At 48.2% G+C, this 19,146-nt stretch carries 17 protein-coding genes; 5 read left to right on the top strand and 12 right to left on the bottom strand.

What is annotated here, in order from left to right; genetic code table 11:
• Window positions 1-66 precede the first annotated feature (66 nt).
• On the top strand, window positions 67-861 hold the full coding sequence (locus tag A8709_RS20590; protein ID WP_065854633.1) for a flagellar motor protein: 795 nt from the start codon (window positions 67-69) through the stop codon (window positions 859-861).
• Complete coding sequence (locus tag A8709_RS20585) at window positions 845-1,666, top strand: flagellar motor protein MotB (RefSeq protein WP_065854631.1); 822 nt, start codon at window positions 845-847, stop codon at window positions 1,664-1,666. Before A8709_RS20590 ends, A8709_RS20585 begins: the two co-directional genes overlap by 17 nt.
• 120 nt (window positions 1,667-1,786) lie before the next feature.
• Here A8709_RS20585 and A8709_RS20580 read toward each other — a convergent pair whose 3' ends face one another.
• The 5 genes from A8709_RS20580 to ftsE all read right to left on the bottom strand — a co-directional run bounded on the left by A8709_RS20580 (window position 1,787) and on the right by ftsE (window position 7,719).
• Window positions 1,787-3,070 carry a PDZ domain-containing protein gene (locus A8709_RS20580; protein WP_065854629.1) on the bottom strand — a complete coding sequence of 428 codons (1,284 nt, stop codon included), beginning with the start codon at window positions 3,068-3,070 and terminating at the stop codon, window positions 1,787-1,789.
• 120 nt (window positions 3,071-3,190) lie between these two features.
• Window positions 3,191-4,654, bottom strand: coding sequence for a S41 family peptidase (locus tag A8709_RS20575; RefSeq protein ID WP_065854627.1), 1,464 nt, complete (start codon window positions 4,652-4,654; stop codon window positions 3,191-3,193).
• A 92-nt stretch (window positions 4,655-4,746) separates the two neighbouring features.
• Window positions 4,747-5,940, bottom strand: a complete 1,194-nt coding sequence (locus A8709_RS20570) for a murein hydrolase activator EnvC family protein (protein ID WP_065854625.1) — start codon at window positions 5,938-5,940, stop codon at window positions 4,747-4,749.
• 185 nt (window positions 5,941-6,125) lie between these two features.
• On the bottom strand, window positions 6,126-7,043 hold the full coding sequence (gene ftsX / locus A8709_RS20565; protein WP_065854623.1) for a permease-like cell division protein FtsX: 918 nt from the start codon (window positions 7,041-7,043) through the stop codon (window positions 6,126-6,128).
• Window positions 7,033-7,719, bottom strand: a complete 687-nt coding sequence (gene ftsE / locus A8709_RS20560) for a cell division ATP-binding protein FtsE (RefSeq protein WP_065854621.1) — start codon at window positions 7,717-7,719, stop codon at window positions 7,033-7,035. The genes ftsX and ftsE overlap by 11 nt, the downstream gene beginning before the upstream one ends.
• A 217-nt stretch (window positions 7,720-7,936) precedes the next feature.
• Here ftsE and A8709_RS20555 point away from each other — a divergent pair, with 217 nt between their 5' ends.
• From A8709_RS20555 to A8709_RS20545, 3 genes are all read left to right on the top strand, one after another.
• Window positions 7,937-9,367 carry a VanW family protein gene (locus A8709_RS20555; protein WP_065854619.1) on the top strand — a complete coding sequence of 477 codons (1,431 nt, stop codon included), beginning with the start codon at window positions 7,937-7,939 and terminating at the stop codon, window positions 9,365-9,367.
• 113 nt (window positions 9,368-9,480) lie between these two features.
• Window positions 9,481-10,299 carry an HAAS signaling domain-containing protein gene (locus tag A8709_RS20550; RefSeq protein WP_065854617.1) on the top strand — a complete coding sequence of 273 codons (819 nt, stop codon included), beginning with the start codon at window positions 9,481-9,483 and terminating at the stop codon, window positions 10,297-10,299.
• 3 nt (window positions 10,300-10,302) lie between these two features.
• A complete protein-coding gene (locus A8709_RS20545; RefSeq protein WP_065854615.1) occupies window positions 10,303-11,190 on the top strand; it encodes a DUF4097 family beta strand repeat-containing protein in 888 nt (295 codons plus the stop codon).
• A 70-nt stretch (window positions 11,191-11,260) separates the two neighbouring features.
• Here A8709_RS20545 and A8709_RS20540 read toward each other — a convergent pair whose 3' ends face one another.
• The 7 genes from A8709_RS20540 to argF form a co-directional block, all read right to left on the bottom strand.
• Window positions 11,261-11,623: a response regulator gene (locus A8709_RS20540; RefSeq protein WP_065854613.1), complete on the bottom strand. Its 363-nt coding sequence runs from the start codon at window positions 11,621-11,623 to the stop codon at window positions 11,261-11,263.
• Window positions 11,616-13,376 carry an ATP-binding response regulator gene (locus tag A8709_RS20535; protein ID WP_065854611.1) on the bottom strand — a complete coding sequence of 587 codons (1,761 nt, stop codon included), beginning with the start codon at window positions 13,374-13,376 and terminating at the stop codon, window positions 11,616-11,618. Before A8709_RS20535 ends, A8709_RS20540 begins: the two co-directional genes overlap by 8 nt.
• Window positions 13,377-13,913, bottom strand: coding sequence for a heme NO-binding domain-containing protein (locus A8709_RS20530; RefSeq protein ID WP_279615887.1), 537 nt, complete (start codon window positions 13,911-13,913; stop codon window positions 13,377-13,379).
• Window positions 13,914-13,940: 27 nt separating this feature from the next.
• On the bottom strand, window positions 13,941-14,984 hold the full coding sequence (locus A8709_RS20525; protein WP_065854606.1) for an HD domain-containing phosphohydrolase: 1,044 nt from the start codon (window positions 14,982-14,984) through the stop codon (window positions 13,941-13,943).
• A gap of 252 nt (window positions 14,985-15,236) precedes the next feature.
• Entirely contained in the window at window positions 15,237-16,652 is a 1,416-nt protein-coding gene (gene argH / locus A8709_RS20520) for an argininosuccinate lyase (protein ID WP_065854604.1), read from the bottom strand.
• A gap of 255 nt (window positions 16,653-16,907) precedes the next feature.
• The gene (locus tag A8709_RS20515; protein WP_065854602.1) at window positions 16,908-18,146 is read right to left on the bottom strand and encodes an argininosuccinate synthase; all 1,239 of its coding nucleotides are present in this window, start codon (window positions 18,144-18,146) and stop codon (window positions 16,908-16,910) included.
• A 39-nt stretch (window positions 18,147-18,185) separates the two neighbouring features.
• Window positions 18,186-19,145: an ornithine carbamoyltransferase gene (gene argF / locus A8709_RS20510; RefSeq protein WP_065854600.1), complete on the bottom strand. Its 960-nt coding sequence runs from the start codon at window positions 19,143-19,145 to the stop codon at window positions 18,186-18,188.
• Window position 19,146 lies beyond the last annotated feature (1 nt).

Below are 19,146 nucleotides of genomic sequence, written 5' to 3'. Positions count from 1 at the left end.
TATTCAAGGCGGCTTTCGCGTGTTTTGGTTCCTATTCTTTCTATGCTAATTAGGAGTGGTACAGTCATGGATTTGACAACAGTATTAGGATTACTTTTAGGTCTTGTAGGTTTAATCGGCGGGTATATGTGGGATGGCGGTCACATCAATTCATTAATCATCCCCAGTGCGATGCTCATCGTGTTCGGTGGAACCTTCGGCGCCGTCGCCGTTAGTTTCCCTGGTTCTATTTTAGCCAAAATTCCCAAAGCACTTGGTATTGCCTTCAAAAATGTCAAAAGAGATCCCGCGGCAACAATTGATGAAATTGTCGATATGGCCTCTGTCGCTCGCCGAGAAGGTGTATTAGCCCTCGAACAGCGTGCACAAGAACACACGAACCCGTTCCTAAAGGACGGACTGCTCATGGTCGTTGACGGAACGGATCCCGAGCTGACGCGTCAGATTCTAGAGCTTGAAATGGACGCCATCGAACATCAAGTCAATAATATGTCCAAAGTATTCGAAGCTGGCGGCGGTTATGCGCCTACGATGGGGATCATTGGAACGGTTATGGGGCTTATTCACGTTCTTGGAAATCTCGAAGATCCTTCTTCCCTAGGACCTGCCATTGCGGTAGCCTTCACAGCGACATTGTACGGTGTTATGAGCGCCAATCTCGTTTATTTACCAATCGCCAATAAAATTAAAGTGCGCGGTAAAGAAATGGTCAATGAAATGGAATTGATGTTAGAGGGCATTCTTGCCCTACAAGCCGGTGAAAATCCGCAGTTGATTAAGAAAAAACTGAATTCCTTCCTCCACGATAAGTCAGCTAAGAAAACCGTAGAGGAGGTTGACGATATTGGCGAGGCGCGGTAGAAAGCAAGAAGAACATGTCAATCATGAACGATGGCTGATTACATATGCTGATTTAATTACGCTGCTACTTGTGTTTTTCATCATTATGTATGCCATGAGTAAAGTGGATGTTCAAAAGTATGCCGTTTTGGCGCAAGCCTTAAACCTGCAGTTCCAAAAAGCTGACTCCGTTCTGGACAAAAACCATGGGATTAGCGGTTCCATGACTCCAAAACAAGGTGATGCGGACAGTAAGGACAAGGATTTAACCCATCGGAATCAAGATGAGCAGAAGGAAGAACATGATAAGACGAAGACGGAAGACAGCGAGAAAGAGAAGCGCGAGAAAGAGCTTCAGGATCTCCTAAAACAAGTCCAAGCCTACATTAAAGATCAAAATTTAGAAGCACAGGTGTCTGCCAGCGATACGGAACGCGGAGTAGCGATCACCCTCAACGACTTATTCCTATTCGATTTGGGTAAAGCCGATCTGAAGGCGCCTTCCTTCCCCATCCTGCAAAAGTTAGCCTCGCTCTTCCCTACATTGAAGAGTAAGGTCAGCATTGAAGGCCATACGGATGATTTGCCGCTTGCTTCCGGATCCCCTTATAAGGATAACTGGGGACTCTCGTTCGCACGTTCCCTCTCTGTTCTTCGCTATTTTAGCGATACAGCGAAGCTGGATGATAAGAAATTCATCGCCACCGCGTATGCGGATACGATGCCACAAGTACCGAACACGAGCGATGCAAACCGCAGCAAAAATCGGCGCGTTGAAATCATCGTATTGCGGAACGATATTGCCCCAACAGCACCTGCCCAATAGTGCATAACTAAGCCTTCATTCCACCTCACAGTGGCGATGAGGGCTTTTTTACATCTACTCTCCCTATGCAAAAAAGGGCCATCCCCCGTAGATGCCTCTACATTGGGGACAACCCTTATCTCATAATGATTTCGTCGAATTATTCGGCAGCAAGCCCGTTAATTTGCTTCGCAAATAGCTGAACAGATGGAGCTGCCGCCGCTCCAAGAAATACAGCACATCTTGATCCGGTGCCAACAGAATACCTAACTGATGGTGATCGCCTGCGAAAATCCCACGCTTCAAGAAGCGGACTTCACCCTGGTCGTTCAGAATTTCCAAGCGGCAGAAGGCGGAATTGAGTCCCATCGCAGCATGCAAATCGGTCTTCGTCTTGATTTTATGCCCGTTCACTTTATGAATGATCTCACCAATGCCAATACCTAGCTCCTGAGCAGGGCTGTTCGGCACAACCGAAAGCACCATAAGCCCACGATCTGAGTGGATGTAGAAGGGCGTCATCTTCGATTCTACCCATTGATTGTAATATAGCAGTCCTTCATGCAAAACAATGCTTAGAAGCGCCCCTAGGAGCACAAGCGGCGTCCAGTAGTGGGTAGCGACCGCTGCCCCCAACAAGATCAGTCCGTACTCGTAAAGCAAATTAGCACTGAAGCGCGCTTGCTTCTTCGGCAGCTTAGACATCGTCAGCTCCGTGAAACCGATCATCGCCGGGAACGCTAGCAGCGTCCAGCCTGCCGTGAAATCGGTGTTGAACAAGGTTTGCCACGGTAAACCCAGATCACTGCCACCCGACATCGGCACTAATAGGAACAACGGAACAGGCCAAAAGCCTTGCAGTTGCTGCCCGCCAATCATTTGGCCGCGCTTCCCCTCAAGGAATAATGGCGTAGCCATGCGAGCTCCTTGGAATCCAACCAACACGCCTTCCAAGAGATGCAGCACTGCAACAATAACAAGGAGCGATGGGATATCCGCAGTTGCTATGGTGTTGATAATGCTATAGGACTCCCGCAGGCTTGCATCGTTTGGCAGCCAAGCAAGTATCACTTGCGCAATCCCTAGAATGCCTACCGCATAAGCCAAACATAAAAACCGAATACGCAATATCATGAGAATAATCGTCACGACCCACAAGATCATCACAACATCCGCTTGTAACGTAACACCCACGAACAGGAGCAGCACAGAAGCTCCCAATCCGCCTACCCATCCCCAAAGCACGACACGCCAGGTTTCACTCAACAACGAATGCAGCCGCGTATGAAATAACTTCCGTTCCATTTGGATCTGCTTCCTGTAATGCAACACGATAAACAAAACACCTATATAGTAGAAAGGATTCGTAAACAGCTGTCCCACAGCTAACAGCCCTCTGTCCAAAAATTGAAACCACACATCCATACGAATCTAGGCTCCTTGAAATAGAAATAGGAAGGCCGCCTAAGCAACCTTCCTACACTATTTCGACTGCGGAAGCTTATTTCCTGCCGCTCCCGCACAATTTCCATTAACTTACGGTCGTTATTTCCCAAGTTGCTTCTGAATTTGATACACAGCTGCTTTCAGTTGGGAGTCATTCTTCGGATCACGAATTTGCGTTAAAATCGCTTTTTCGATTTTGGCCGCCGTATCCGTATCCACATCGCCTGTCACCGGAAGATCGTTCGTCCGTTGGAACGCCTTGACGGCTAATGTCGTTTTATCACTGAAGTATCCATCTGTACGCTCTGTATTGAAGCCAAGTCCAGTCAGCATCAGTTGCAAGTTCTTCACATCATCACTAGTCGTGTCTTGTTTCAATACATCTTTCTTCGTCAGCGGCGCAGCTTTGAAGTACGCAGGCTGCTCGACAGCAATATCTGGCGTAATCCCTTTTTTATGAATCCAGTTGCCATTTGGCGTCAGCCATTTGTACACCGTCATCTTAATGTTGCTGCCATCGCCCATTTCTTTCTCGAACGTGACTTGAACCGTCCCTTTGCCATAGGATGTTTCCCCAACAATTTTACTGCCTACAGCCTCTTGGAACGCACCTGCCAAAATCTCAGAGGCACTCGCGCTTCCTTTATTAATCAGCACCGTGACTGGATAGTTCTTGCCTTTCCCTGTCGAAGGTGTCGGCTCCCGCTTCCCGTCGCGATTCTCAACTTGAACGATTGGTGTCCCGCTCTTCACGAACGGATTGACGATATCGACAACGACATTCAGCAGACCGCCCGGATCATTACGTACGTCGATGACAAGTCCCTTCATCCCTTTGGCCTCCAGGTTTTTCAACTCTTCCGCAAAGCGGACAGCCGTATTCGAAGAGAATTGACGAATCTCAATTTTACCAATTTGATCCTGCAGCATCTCGCCATAGACCGTTTCTACATCGATATTATCTCTGACAACGATCACTTGCACCGGATCACCTGTGCCTTGGCGCAGTAAATCCAGCTTCGCTTGCGTACCCTTCGGACCGCGGATCTTCATCACCGCTTGATTCAGCGTGAGCCCGTCCAATTTGTCTCCGTTAACAGAAACGACGACATCTTTGGATTGAATGCCCGCTTTCTCAGCTGGTGAGCCTTTAATCGGAGAAACAATGATGAATTTGCCATCCTCAAGCGAAACCTCGGCACCAATCCCTTGAAAAGAGGATGAAATGCTTTCATCGAACTGCTTCGCTTCTTTTTGATCCATATATACGGAGAACGGATCTTCTAACGATTCCAACATCCCGTTAATCGCACCGTTCACCAGTTGATCATGATCAGGCTGTTTCAAATACTTACTCTCAATAAGTTGAAACGTTGTCGCGATTTTGCTCAAATCCTTGCTAGAAAGCCCAGATGTAGCAGATACTGACGTTGCCGAAGTACCCGAGGTCTGCTCCTTGCGCCCCCATGTGAAGGATGGATCAACCAGCGTGAGCGTAACAATACTACTCGCGAACATGGCTAACAAAACGAATACAATGACCGTACGACCTTTAAATTGCAAAGCGTGTTACACCACCTTTTTCCTAAAACCTAATTTGAGTCGGCCTGCTTATAGTATATGACAAGCCCTTCCTCTTTTATTACTAAGTTGTCCTATCGCAAGAACGGTTTAGGATCGGTAGGCACTTCATTTTTCCTGACTTCAAAATGCAAGTGATTGCCGGTTGCCTGACCTGTCGAGCCTACGCCGGCGATTTTATCACCGCGTTTCACGACATCACCGACTTTGACATAGATCCCGTCATTCATGATATGGCCGTACAGCGTCCAAAGCCCATTTCCATGGTCAATAATGACGCAGTTCCCGTAGCCATTCATCCAGGACGCATAGATGACGGAGCCATTCTCCGCCGCTAGAATCGGTGTTCCTTTGGGAGCACCTAAGTCGATACCTTTATGGTTCTCTGGTTTGCCCGTGACAGGGTTAATCCGGAAAACAAAATCCGACGTGATCGGCGCTTGCACCGTCAACGGATAGCCGAGCTTACCGCCTGCGTACGTAAACGGTGACTTCGTATTGCTCGCCGCCCGCTTCTTCGCTTGCAAATCCGCTTCTTGCTTCGCGAGCATCGTAATCTGCTTATCGCTCTCTTCCGAAATGTCTTCAAGCTCTCTCTCCTGCTTGGCCAGTGAAGCAATCTTCACTTCCTTCGCCTTTTCCTTCGCTTGCAGATCATCCCTTAGTGCATCCGCTTCCGCATAAAGCGCCTTCACACTATCAAGCTGCTTCTCTGTTTCGGCCTTCTTCTGCGTAACCATTTCTTTATCTTTTTTATTCGACTCTAGTATCTCTTTATCTTGATTCACGATCGATTTCAAAGCTTCAATCCGATTTAAAAAATCGGAGAAGCTTGTTGCGCTCAGCACCACGTCCATGTAGGACACAAATCCATTCATATACATCAAGCGAACACGTGATTTCAACATATTGTCGCGACTATCCACGCGTGCGGCAGCTTCATCCAATTGCTTCGCATTCGCTTCCAAATTATCGGACACTTGGTCAATTTGCTCGTTGAGCTGCGTTAGCTTTTTACTAGCTTCATTGACCTGATTAACAAGAGAATTCATGTCTTTGGTCGTCTGATCCTTCTCAGATTGCACCTTCGTGATCTGGTTCTGAGCATTATTCGCCTTCTGCTGCGCTTCTGCCTTTTGTTTCTTAAGCTGCGTCAACTGCTGATCGATCTTGTCCGTTGCCGACGCCGCGTAGCTCGCTGCATTAGGCACAGTAAGCGCCATCGCCATTCCGAGTGTCAACACTACTGGTAGAATCTTCTTCTTCAAGCATGTAGCCTCCCCATCTTCAACTGATGATGCCCCCATGTATGGTTTGAATCTATTACGTTCTATGTCTATAAATCTATGAATCTTTGAAAATGAAAAAATAAAAAGAAGATGAAAACGAGGCATAGGAACACTCTGCCCCAGTTTCATTCACTTCATATCTAAGCTGGTTATACAAGTTTCCTCTATACGCGAAGGAATTTCCTTACCGAAATGAGGGAACCCCATACCCCTATTACAATGCCCAAGCCGATAAGGAGAACCGTCATCGTTGGGGCAATATGTTCGAACGGCGTAAGCTGAATCATCATCAAATTCAAGTTTAACGAGCTGATATGGAGCAATTTCCAATAGCCCGCAAGAATAATCGCTGTTGGGACAGCCGAGCCAATAAATCCGAGCAGCGCACCTTCAATGAAGAATGGCCAACGGATGAAAGAATTCGTCGCTCCGACGAGCTTCATAATTGAAATTTCACGTTTTCTAGCTAAAATTGTAATCTTGATCGTATTCGCAATAAGGAATACCGCTGTAAAAGACAGCAAAACAACAATGCCAATGCCGATCCAGCGAGCAATCTTCGTCACTTTAAACAGGGCTTCAACTGTTCCCTTACCATAATTCACTTTGTAAATCGGCTTAGGATCCTTGCCCACATTTAACGCTGAGATCTGATCAGCTACAATCGCTACATTCCGCGGATCGTCTACTTCAACCGTAAACGCATCGTTCAGAGGATTGTTATCGCCTTCAAATCCATCTAAGAGCGCCTTTCCGCTATCGCCAAGCTTCTGACGTAAGTAGACTAGACCGTCGGCCTTCGAAACGAATTTAATCGTTTTGACCTCAGGGATCGCTTGTATCTGCGTTTGTAACTGGTCGATTTGGTCCTGTACGGTATTTACCTCAAGGTACACGTTGATCTCGACTTGCTGTTCAATTTGAGTAGCCACATCATTGACATTTAATGTAATAAGGACGAAAAGACCGAGAATAAACAAGGAGATAGCGATGGAGCTAATCGACGCGAACGTCATCCAGCCATTGCGCACGACATTTTTCAGACCTTCACGCAAATGCCGTGTAACTGTGCTAATCTTCATAGCCATATTCCCCCCGTAATTGATCGCGAGCAATAAGGCCGTTCTCAATCGCAATAACGCGCTTACGCATCGTATTTACGATTTCTTTGTTATGCGTAGCCATGACAATGGTCGTACCGCGGAAATTAATTTCCTCCATCAATTTCATAATTCCCCATGATGTTTCCGGATCCAAATTTCCTGTCGGTTCATCGGCGATAATGACGGATGGGTTGTTGATTATTGCCCGGGCAATAGCAACGCGCTGCTGTTCGCCCCCGGATAACTGCGACGGGAGTGAGTTAGCCTTATCTTTTAGCTTAACGAGCTCGAGCACTTCCATGGTCCGTTTCTTGATTTGCTTCTTCGGAGCTTCAATAACTTCCATAGCAAATGCGATATTTTCAAAAATAGTTAATTTCGGAAGTAAACGATAATCTTGGAAAATAACACCGATATTTCGACGCACGTAGGGAATTTTACGTTGTTTGAGCTTTTCTAAATTGAAACCATTTACGAAAATCTGACCTTTGGTTGGTCGTTCTTCTCTATACATCAACTTCATGAAAGTAGATTTCCCTGCGCCGGAAGGTCCAACAACATAGACAAATTCATTACGGTCCACTTTTACATTAATTCCTCTTAATGCATGCGTTCCGTTGGCGTATGTTTTCCATACGTCCTGCATTTCGATCACAATATCACATCCTAATTATATAGATAGCCTATATCCATTCGACACAAAAGGTGAAATTCCTGCTAAATCCTCTTTGAAAATCGTGGAGAATACCGTCATTATACCATGGTTCGTACATTTTTTAGCCGAAAAAGGATTATGTACTAAATTGGCAGGGAACTTGATACATATAAGGAGACAGGCCGTATCTCATTCGTATGTAAAGGAGTGGCTGTTCATGACACGCCCATTCAAGAACCTAATCCTCTCATCTTCGGTCGTACTCGGCCTGTTGGGCACGTGCGGTATTGCCCTCTATATGTACGGGATGCAGACCACTTTTTCGCCTAATGTGACCATTGGGGGTTGGCGAGTCGGCGGCATGTCCTATGCCACATTTCAGACCGAATTGGAGCAACGGTTGCAGCAGCTCTCTGCTTTTCCCATTCTGATGCAAACCTCCTATGCTGAAATTCCAAACAAACAGCTACCCTTGGGGCAGCTAGGTGTTCGTTATGACAAGGATGCTCTCAACCAATCACTTGCACCGCTGACTAGTGGCTCCCCCTTCGAGCGGATAAAAGCACGCTGGGAGCTTCGCAATGCTCATATTCCATTGAACGTTTCCGTAGACCCGAACAAGTTAACGGCCACGGTAAAAACAACCTGGAACGATCTCTACGCGAAACAACCCGTTGCCGCGAAGCGACTCCTTAAACAGGATCAGGTCACCTACGAACCCGAGAAGAATGCCTTACGGATTGATACCGTGCATCTGCAGGAGCAACTGCAAGGTGTCGCGCCTACACTGGGTACCCTCACACATGCCGCGCCTATTCATTTGTCCCTACCTGTGTTCGAGCAGAGTCCGACTGTTACAATGGCAACCTTGAAGCAGCAAGGCATCGATGGCAAAATTTCTGAATTTACGACCTCGTTCCCTTCATCTGGGGAAGGACGGGTTCACAATATACGCGTAACGGCTTCCACCATTCAAGACTATTTAATGGCACCAGGTGACACTTTCGATTACAGTAAAATCATCGAGCAAACCGAAGCCAAGTTCGGCTATAAGGAAGCACCTGTTATTCTAAATGGCACCCTCGTTCCCGGGATCGGCGGCGGCATCTGCCAAGTGTCTACGACGCTGTATAACGCTGTCCTGCGCAGCGGTCTGGAAATTGTCGAACGGCGGAATCACTCGCTTCCTGTGAGTTATGTGCCGCTCGGACAGGATGCGACTTTCGCGAACGGCTACATTAACTTCAAATTCCGTAATACAACAGGAAGCTATGTGTGGATTCAGACGATCACAACGGATTCTGCAGTGACGGTGAAGCTTTTTGGGCATCAGACCCCTGCCATTACCTATGATGTGAACTCCAACATTGTGGAAACTATTCAACCACCTGTTACCTATGTGAACAATCCAAGCCTGCGCCTAGGCACAGAGCGCCCGATCAGCAAGGGCAAGGTTGGGTATAAAGTCGAAACCTATAGAACGAAACGAGAGAACGGGATCATCGTCAGCCGAGAATTAATCTCCAAGGACCAATATTCGCCGGTGCCTACCGTCATTGCCGCCAACCGCAGCGATATCAAATCTCCTGCTCCTGCACCAAAGCAGCCCATGGTCGAAGATGGCGTGAGTACACTAGCTGCCCAATGATACCTGATAAATGTGATGAAAAAGTGAAGGTCATGTGACTGTAGTTACTACGTCATTATGACTTTTTTCTTTTATGATAAGACTATCAAAAGAGCAATGAAGGAGGCACAACGATGAGTAAAGCGGATTATTTCAACGAATTAAACTATCGCCTGCGCGGACTTCCTGAAAAGGAACGCCAAAATATACTAAAAGTTTACGAAGAATTATTTCAAAAAGCCGTTGAAAATGGGAAGCATGAAGACGAGGTTGCCCTCTCTCTTGGCTACCCGCGGGTACCGAACTGGGATGCACAGAAAGAAACTCCCTCCGCACCACCTGTACCACCTGCACCTCCCGTGCAAGAGAAAGCTTTTAAAAGCACACCAAACCTAATGAAAGAAGACTCAAAACCACCTACGGGTGCGGCTAGTGATCTTCATGTCGATACGGAAGAAGAAGTGCCAGTGAACACGTACGTTAAGCAGCCTGAGCCCTCCATGGGGCCCAAGATTCCTGCACCAGCTCCTGACGCGTGGGAACCGCCAACTTATACGCAAGCGCCAAACCCGAATTACCCGCCTGTGTATAACGCACCCTATCCCAACCCTTATCCCACTAAGCCTGACACGGGAATTAAAGCGATTATTATCTCCATTATGCTAGGTTTCTTTAATCTCTTGTTCGTCCTCGGGCCTTGGTTAGGTATTTGCGCGGCTTTAATTGGCTTCTTCGTAGCAGGCTTCGCGCTTCTGATCGCCCCTGTTATTGGCGTGCTTACTAGTCTAGCCGGAACGACGGGCAGTGACTTTCAGTTCATCTCCTTTTCCCTGCTAGCCTGCTTCGGCTTAGGGATCATTATAACGACGCTTAGCTCGTGGTTGCTCAAAATGTTTTTCAAACTCAGCCGGGCGTACATCCAATTCAATGCCAAGCTGATTAAGGGGGTTTAAGCCATGCAACGTAAAGTGAAATTCTTCTTGGTAACTGGCTTTATCTGCCTTGCTGTTGGCTTGATTGGTGCTGCCGTTTCCTTCCAATCCTTGGATTTGGACGCAGGCGCTGCGAACATTGATATTGAGAAAAAGATTGCCGCCGCCAGTATCGATACCCTGATCATTGAAAATGATATTTCTGGTGTTACGTTCGTTCGAAGCGATTCCGATGAAATTAGCGTGCATTTGAAAGGTGCCTCCCTCGACAAGGATGCGAAGAACTGCACCGTCGAAGCAACGACAGAAGGATCTAATGTGTGGCGAGTCGATGTGTGCAAGAACAATAAAAATCGCGTCCATTTTGGCTTTGATCTTACTCAGCTAAAAAGCTTACTAAGCGGTCAACGTTTCGGTCTGCGTACGGAAGTTAGCCTCCCAGATAAGCTGTTTAAGGCGGTTACGGTTTCGACAGATACAGGAGGCATTACCTTCAAAGATGTGAAAGCTGAAAAGCTCACCGCAACGACGGATACGGGTAGTATCACAATTGACCATTATGAAGGCAAGCAACTCACACTTCAAACCGACACTGGCGGCGTACACGTAAACGATGGGCAAGGTAATATAAAAATCAAAACCGATACAGGTGGTATCACGGCATCTCTTCGTGATGTTGGTGATACAGTTTCACTGCAAGCCGACACAGGCAGCATTCGCCTTCAGGTAGACCCTTCTATTACGGATACCAGCTTTGATCTAAGCTCAGATACAGGAAGCGCCAGCCTTCAAATCCCAGGCGTGACGGTTGAAAAGACAGGTCATAATTCGGCTAAAGGCTCCATCGGCACTGGCAGCAAAAAAATCACAGCACGCACAGATACAGGTTATGTCGAGGTGAAAACGCGCTAGAGAAACTAGTTCGTGAGGATCTCAAAAGAAAAAACGGCTTCATTCGCATCGTTGCGAGTGAGCCGTTTTGCTATGTCAAAAAGGTCTGAATTTTATCCAGCAGCCGATTCCAATCGATCGGTTTCGTATCGAAATCATCGCATCCTGCCTCGAAGGCCATCTGCCGATCTGTTGCCATCGCATGAGCCGTGAGCGCGATAATCGGAATACCGCGCGTCTCTGGCGCTGCTTTAAGCAAACGGGTGGCCTGCCACCCGTCCATAACAGGCAAGCTCATATCCATAAGGATAAGGCTCGGCGCTTCCAATCTGGCTGCATCGACGCCTTGCTGACCGTCCACAGCCATGATGACTTCAAAGCCTTTACGCAATAAACGGCGGGATAACATGTCGCGGTTCATTTCGTTATCTTCGACCAATAAAATCTTATGCATCCTCGTTCGCTTCCTCTTTGCTCCGGATATAAGCCTGCCCTTCGTGGCTCGTGTCATGCAGTGAACCTGCCATCAGGCTGCGGATTTCTTGCAGCAGCGTCTCTCGCTTAAAGCTTCCTTTTTGGATAATGTTTTTCACATAGCCGTTCAGCCGCAAACGATCCTCTGACGAAATGTCCTTCGCCGTCACGACAACAATCGGAATCCATCGCCATGCTTCGCGCTTACGCAGCTCCGTCACGAACTCGAAGCCATCCATACCCGGCATCATTAAATCAAGCAGGATCAATTGCGGCAGCGCTTGTGACATCGTGTTCAAGGCTGCGCGCCCATCCTTTGCTTTGGTAACCTTAAAGCCTTCTCTCTCCAACATTTGGGTCATCATATGACTGGTTGTCAGATCATCTTCAATGACGAGGACCGCGTTATTTTGCCGTTCAGGGATGTGCTTATCCAACACAGAAATCAACTTCTCGATATACACCGGCTTTGTCAAAAACTCTGCCGCACCAAGAGAATAACCCATATTCTTATCATCGGTCATCGACATCATGATAACGGGAATGCCGGAGAGCACCGGATCATTCTTGAGCGTGGTCAGAACAGCCCAGCCGTCCATACCCGGCATGAGTACATCCAAAGAGATCAATGTCGGGCGCAGCTCTCTGGCGAGTCGAATGCCTTCTTCCCCATTTTGAGCCAGAGCAACGGTACAGCCTTCTTTACTCAGGAAACGCTGCATTAACTGCAGCACAGCAGGGTCATCATCAATGACCAAAACCGTACGGTTCATCTCTACTGTGGCTGGATCACTTTCCATGGGAGCCGTGTCATTGCTCTCCTCTGTTCGTTGTTCCTGCAAGGGTAACCATGCCGTAAACGTGGTACCTTTCCCATAGACACTATCGACAGTTATATGACCGCCCATCATTTGACACAGCCTCTGAGAGATCGCAAGTCCAAGCCCTGTGCCGCCGTACTTCCTCGTGGTTGAAGAATCCGCCTGCTTAAACGCTTGAAACAAATGAGCCATTTGCTCAGATGTCATACCGATACCGGTATCGCGAATGCTAAAGCTAATGCCAGATTGCCGATTGACCATTTCATAGCCAGCGGTAAGCCAGATCGTTCCATCTTTCGTAAACTTGCCAGCATTGCTCAACAAATTGAACAGCACCTGCATCAGCTTCGTAATGTCCGTTCTTATCTCTCCCTCAGGGAAGACGAGCTCCAAACGATTACCCCCAGACTCCACGAGTGGAGTGACCGTCGTCAGTACATCGCGAATCAACGTTGGAATATCACACACTTCCAAATATAGATCCATCTTACCCGCTTCGATCTTAGACAGATCCAGAATGTCATTGATCAGGGTTAATAGATGCTTGCCAGCGTTATGAATCTTACTCAAATCGTCTGCAAAAGCCGGCTCATTCATATCTTCCGCATCTTCCTTGAGCATCTCGCTATATCCAATGATGGCGTTCAGCGGTGTTCGCAGCTCATGGCTCATATTCGCAAGAAACTGGCTTTTGATCTGGTTGGCTTCAATCGCTTCATCGCGCGCTTTGGATAGCTCTGCCGTCCGTTCTTTCACTAATTCTTCCAGCCCATCGTTTAACTGTCGCAGCTCTTGATTCACGTAATATATTTCCCGCGTTTTCTGCTCGGCAATTAATTCGGCTTCCTTCCGCGCCTTCTTCTCCCGTGCCAGCTGCCTGCGAAGTACATCTATTTCTTGCACTTCTTCCATCTATTTCACGTCCGCACTCGTTAGGATAAACCGGGCTGCGGTTCCTTCCTCCAAATTCTCGCGCACCATGGTAATTGGCTCGCCATAATACTGAATGCACCCATTGATCAGCCCTTCAGCCAGATCTGCAAAAGGCCGTGAAGACCGATACGTCATGATGAGCGTTCCAGCTACCGATGTATCATATTCGAATGCAGGCAGCTCCGCGCCAGGGTAAAGTTTACGAACCTCTACGTGAATGTAACTGTCTACTTTTTTCAAAAAGCTGAATACTGTGCTGTTCTCTTGCAGAAATTGCGGGTGGAGTTCAATGAGCTGTGTGAATAAATATTCACCGAAAGTAATGATCAAGTCTGTCACGGGAATGCTTGTCCGTTGGCTTAGCTGTACGATGAGCTGAATCATTTCATGATGATCATAGGTACCTACTGAGGTATAACTACCGCCTGAAGGCAGGTCAGAGCTTTCTATGATGTGATCCACAACACCAAGAGAAAATTTATTTTCGACCATTTCGAGAAAAGAGGTAAATACCATGCCTTTCATACCAACACGCTCCCATTTCTATTTTGAAATCATGTTCTCTTGAATGATATTCAGGAAAGCATCCACAACTCGGGGGTCAAAATGAAGGCCCCGCTGCTTCTGAATTTCCGTCAACGCTTCCTCTGTCGTCCACGCTCGTTTATAAGGCCGTTCATGCGTCAACGCATCATAGAAGTCAGCGATGGCCACAATGCGACCTGCCAGTGGAATATCTTCGCCACTCAGTCCGTTCGGGTACCCGGTGCCATCCCATTTCTCATGGTGTGTCAAAGCAATCGTATGCGCCAATTGTAGATCAGGGAACTGACTCCCTTCAAGAATGCTAGCCCCGATCGTGGTGTGCGTCTTCATGTGCTCGAATTCTTCTGGCGTGAACCTGCCCGGTTTCAATAAAATATCATCCGGAATGCCGAGCTTCCCCAAATCATGTAAAGGCGTGGCCCGCTCGATGAGCTCTGCCTCATGCTCTGGCAGCCCTAGTGACACAGCAATTGCCTTCGCCATTTGACCTACACGCTGCGTGTGCTGTCCCGTCTGATCATCTCGAAATTCAGAGGTACGCCCCAGTAATTGCAAGATTTCCAGCTTGGCCTTCTCCAGCTTAGCTGTCCGTTCCTGTACGCGCTGCTCTAAGAGTTGATTCTGCTCTTGCATCTGCTTGTGATAGAAGCGTGTCTTCAGTAAGTTATTGATTCGTAACACGACTTCCGATTTATCCAAAGGCTTCGTAAGAAAATCATGCGCGCCCAGATGCAGCGCTTCCTTCTTAGCCTCCTGCGTGACATCGGCTGTTAGTACTAAGATCGGTAGAAAGTGACTCTCCTCCACCCGCTCCCGGAGCAGCTTCAGCGCTGCGAATCCATCCATTTCAGGCATATGTAAATCTAGTAAAATGATATCCGGCTTAACCTCGTAAAAAAGCGACTCTAGTTGTTTGGGATCCGTTGTGCAGGTTAAATTCACAAAACCCGCACGACTCAGTATTCGCTCTAACAAGCTGATATTGTATTCTTGATCGTCGATAATTAGAAAATTAGCGCTTTGCAGCCAACCTTTTTCCATCTCTGCACCTCATTCCAATCCTTGCTCTTAACGCGTCTTGTATATGTAGTATTTTACCATATATATCATGCTGCGTGATGTTGAAATGTCGATTTGCGGTAATAAAATAGACGAAAACAAACGTAATCTTACTTAAATTGTAATATTTTGTCGAACGCACCCGAATACGACAAAAAAGCTCTACCCACACATCTTAGAGATGATGGGAAGAGCTTCTTCTTGGAGTAATTATCTATGCCAATATCATATAACCTATTTACTTTTTTCTAAAAAGTCCTGCAGCCACGCCTGCGATTCTGCCAGCACTTGCTCCGCACGGCCTATGGCCTCGCTCACTTGATTGCTCGCTGTACCGCCGTAGACATTACGCGCATTCACGACTTGCTCAGGTTGAAGTACCGCATAAATATCGGACTCGAACAGCGTGGAGAACGTTTTGAACTCCTCGATGCTCATATCGAGCAGGTATTTTTTGTTCTGGATGCAATACAGAACCGTCTTGCCGATGACTTCGTGCGCTTGGCGGAACGGAAGACCTTTGTTCACCAGGTAGTCCGCGATATCCGTCGCGTTCGAGAAATCCTGGTTCACGGCTTGGCGCATGCGCTCCGTGTTCACTTTCATCGTGGACACCATCGGTGCAAACAATTGCAGCGCACCTTGCAGGGTACGGACCGTATCAAACATGCCTTCTTTGTCTTCCTGCATGTCCTTGTTGTACGCCAACGGCAGCGACTTAAGTACGGTCATCAGACCGAACAAGTTGCCATAGACGCGGCCTGTCTTACCACGGACGAGCTCCGCTACGTCCGGGTTCTTCTTCTGCGGCATGATCGAGCTGCCGGTACAGAACGCATCATCGAGTTCGATGAACGCGAACTCGGTCGAAGACCAGAGCACCATTTCCTCGCTGAAGCGAGAAAGGTGCATCATGATCATGGACGCGTTCGAGAGGAACTCCAGGATGAAATCGCGGTCGCTGACCGCGTCTAAGGAGTTCTCGTACACGCGTCCGAACCCGAGCTGCTCCGCCACGAAATGGCGGTCGATCGGGAAGGTCGTGCCCGCGAGCGCGCCAGCGCCGAGCGGCAGCATGTCTACGCGCTTGTAGCTGTCCTGCAAGCGCTCAAGGTCACGCTGGAACATGCTGACGTAGGCCATCAGATGGTGCGCGAACAAGATTGGCTGTGCACGCTGCAGATGCGTATACCCTGGGATAATCGTATCGAGATTAGCCTTTGCCTTCTCAAGCAGCGCTTCTTGCAGCTTGATCAGCAAGCCAACGAACTCAACCACGCGCTTGCGCAGGTAGAGATGCATGTCTGTCGCTACCTGATCGTTACGGCTGCGACCCGTGTGCAGCTTACCGCCAACAGGTCCGATCAGGTCAATCAGGGTTTTCTCGATATTCATATGAATATCTTCATTCTGAATCGTGTACTCTAGCTCGCCACGGCGAATCATAGCTTGTACTTGCAGCAAGCCGTCTTTAATTTTCTCCACATCATCTGCAGGAAGAATCCCACATTTGCCCAGCATCGTCACGTGCGCCAAGCTGCCTTCAATATCTTCCTCGGCAAGCTCTTTGTCGAATGTAATGGATGCGGTATATTCTTCGACCAATTGGTCGGTTTGTTTTGTGAAACGTCCACCCCAAAGCTTAGACACCGTGCATGACCCCTCTCGTATTAACCTACCTCACAGCTGTCGACTATAAGTCAGGCTTATGAGCAAATAAACACTTTCAACATGCTTATCAGACACCTCAACCACACAGATAAAACAAATTCTCTGCCGTCCTTCTTGAACGGACCCTTTTGTCCAGCTATATAGTGACGTATCCTGTGAAACATCTTTATTCTTTATTTGGACAGCCCAAAGGCTTTCCACGAAGGGAAAGCCCACGGCTGAGCAGCTATACAATTACTTTTTCGCGTTTTGTTCCACGCCGGAACCGACTTTCAAGCGCAGCGCATTCAAGCGGATAAAGCCTGTTGCATCGCCTTGATCGTAAGCCTTCGTTGGATCAGCTTCCATTGTTGCGATATCCGGGTTGTATAGGGATACTGGGCTTTTCACGCCAGCGCCCATTACGTTACCTTTGTACAGTTTCAAACGAACCGTACCCGATACGTTCTTTTGGCTCTCGGACACAAGCGCTTGAATTGCTAGACGCTCAGGCGCAAACCAGAAGCCGTTGTATACAAGGGATGCATATTTCGTGATTAAAGAATCACGAAGGTGCATAACGTCGCGGTCCATCGTGAGGGATTCCATTTTACGGTGAGCGGTGAAAAGAATTGTACCGCCCGGAGTCTCGTACACGCCGCGGCTCTTCATGCCGACGAAACGGTTCTCAACCATGTCTACACGGCCAATCCCGTGTTTGCCACCGATCTCGTTCAATGTTTCCATCACTTCTAGTGGGGAAAGCTTCGTTCCGTTGATCGCTACGCAATCACCAGCCGCGAACTCAAGCTCGATGTACTCCGCTTGATCTGGTGCATCTTCTGGCGCAACGCTCAGCACGTACATGCCTTTGTTGTCGTCAGCTGCTGCATCGAACCAAGGATCTTCCAACATGCCGCTCTCGAAGGAGATATGCAGCAAGTTGCGGTCAGTCGAATAAGGCTTCGCTGCGGATGCCGTTACCGGAATGTTATGCTTCTCCGCGTAAGCGATCATCTCTGCGCGCCCTGGGAACTCCTCGCGGAACTGCTCCAAACGCCAAGGCGCGATTACGGACAGCTCAGGCGCAAGCGCCGCTGCTGTAAGTTCGAAACGCACTTGGTCGTTCCCTTTACCCGTTGCACCGTGTGCAATGGCTGTTGCGCCTTCAGCGCGAGCGATCTCAACCATACGCTTCGCGATCAAAGGACGCGCAATGCTCGTGCCGAGCAGGTATTGCCCTTCATAGAGCGCACCCGCTTGGAACATCGGGTTGATGAAATCTTTCGCGAACTCAGCGCGAAGGTCGTCGATGTAGATTTTGGAAGCGCCGGTTGCAAGGGCTTTTTCTTCCAAGCCGTCCAACTCATCCTTTTGCCCAATATCCGCTGTGAATGCAATGATTTCTGCGTCGTAAGTTTCTTTTAACCATTTGAGGATAACTGATGTATCCAAGCCGCCTGAATAAGCGAGTACGATTTTTTCCTTAGCCATGTCTACTCTTCGCTCCGTTTCTACACTCTCAATTGAAATTTATATCATTGTCGCGGCCATGATGGCCTTTTGCGCATGAAGACGATTCTCTGCTTGGTCGAAAATAATGGAATGCGCGCCGTCTATGACGCCTTCGCTCACTTCTTCCCCGCGGTGTGCAGGCAAGCAGTGCATGAATAGGTAATCCTGCTTCGCATATTTCACCAAAGCTTCATTGACTTGATAGTTTTTGAACGCGATTTCCCGCTCTTTCTGCTCCGCTTCTTGCCCCATGCTCGCCCATACATCGGTATAGATGATGTCGGCATTTTCAATCGCTTCGCGCGGATCACGCGTAACAAGCAGGCTTCCGCCTGTTTCAGCCGCATTTTCCTTGGATTGACGAATCACTTCTTTCCCAGCCTCATAGCCCTCTGGCGAAGCAATCGCGAAATCCATCCCAAGCTTGCTAGCTCCCATCATCAGGGAGTGTACCATGTTGTTGCCATCGCCGATATAAGCGACTTTGATGCCTTTCAAGCGGCCTTTTTTCTCCAAAACGGTCTGATAATCAGCCATTACTTGGCAAGGGTGTGCATGGTCAGTCAAGCCGTTAATGACAGGCACTGTCGCTCCGCGCGCCAAGTCGATCACCTTGCGGTGCTCGTAAGTACGAATCATGATTCCGTCTAAGTAACGGGAAAGGGTTTGAGCGGTATCCCATACCGTCTCTCCGCGGCCCAGCTGTAAATCATTTTTGCTCAGGAACAGCGCTTGCCCGCCTAATTGGTACATCCCCACTTCGAAGGAAACACGCGTACGCGTGGAGGACTTCTCGAAAATCATGCCCAGCGTTTTGCCCGCTAGCACAGCATGCGGCTCTCTCGCCTTCTGCTTGCGTTTCAACTCAATCGCATATTGAATCAGGTATTCCAATTCTTCTGCTGTATAATCAACCAAAGCAAGAAAATCCTTGCCCTTCAACTGGGCAGCCAGTTCTTCCTTGACCGTGCTATTCATG

Source organism: Paenibacillus pectinilyticus (genome assembly GCF_001700435.1).
GTDB classification, from domain to species: domain Bacteria; phylum Bacillota; class Bacilli; order Paenibacillales; family NBRC-103111; genus Paenibacillus_E; species Paenibacillus_E pectinilyticus.
The sequence above is the reverse complement of the archived record's forward strand: the minus strand, read 5'-3'. Positions and strand labels throughout refer to the sequence as shown.